Below are 242 nucleotides of genomic sequence, written 5' to 3' on the forward strand. Positions count from 1 at the left end.
TTGTCGGGAGATACCTGAACCGGCTCGCTAACCGTCTCTGACTCTGCCAACAGAAGGCAGGTCGGACAGTTGAACAGATGCAGATTGGTTGCGGGGACAAATCTAACAAGCTCCGATCGACACCACTGCATCTCGCTGCCGCAGGTTGGGCAGGTTGGCGCTTCACGGTCTTCCAGCGAGTGCTTCAGTCTGTCCATCACAACCCTCCCCAGGTCGAGTGATGAAAGCCCCAAGCCCCAACG

Annotated in this window: 1 protein-coding gene; it reads right to left on the reverse strand. The window is 57.4% G+C overall.

Going from position 1 to position 242, the window contains the following annotated elements:
• Positions 1–197: hypothetical protein (locus tag AC5ZGW_RS47975; RefSeq protein ID WP_496114378.1), on the reverse strand; the 197-nt coding region annotated here is incomplete at its 3' end.
• Between the last annotated feature and the right edge of the window lie 45 nt (positions 198–242).

The sequence above is a fragment of the Bradyrhizobium sp. Crot121 genome (genome assembly GCF_059512385.1).